Origin of the sequence: Micromonospora sp. DH13 (assembly GCF_020873825.1) — a bacterium.
Taxonomy (GTDB): Bacteria; Actinomycetota; Actinomycetes; order Mycobacteriales; family Micromonosporaceae; genus Micromonospora; species Micromonospora haikouensis.
Genome location: NZ_JAHWGR010000105.1, coordinates 1 through 441, shown reverse-complemented (window position 1 = coordinate 441; position 441 = coordinate 1). Strand labels below are relative to the sequence as shown.

1 protein-coding gene is annotated in these 441 nt (G+C 68.9%); it reads right to left on the bottom strand.

The annotated features are described in order from the left end of the window. Window positions 1–441: phosphopantetheine-binding protein (locus tag LPA42_RS33450; protein WP_228987153.1), on the bottom strand; the 441-nt coding region annotated here is incomplete at both ends.

Sequence of the window (441 nt, the reverse complement as noted above, 5' to 3'; positions counted from 1 at the left end):
TCGAGGCGTTGGGAGACTTCGCCGGCGACCTCGGCGCGCTTGATGGAGTCGATGGAGAGGTCGGCTTCGAGGTCGAGGTCGAGTTCGATGAGGTCGACGGGGTAGCCGGTGCGCTCGCTGATCACCGTGAGGATGGCGTTCTGGAACTCGGCGAGCGAGGCCCCGGGTGCGGCAGCGGTGGGAGCGGGTGCGGTCGGGAGGGCGACCGGGCCGGTGGTGGACACCGACACGTGGACGCTGCCGCCCATCTTCTCGTCGAGCCAGGTGACCATGGCGCGGACGGTGCGGGCCTTGACGAGGTCCTCCAGCTCGGACTCGTCGCCTTCGACGGCGAGTTCGAGGCGTTGGGCGACTTCGCCGGCGACCTCGGCGCGCTTGATGGAGTCGATGGAGAGGTCGGCTTCGAGGTCGAGGTCGAGTTCGATGAGGTCGCCGGGGTAG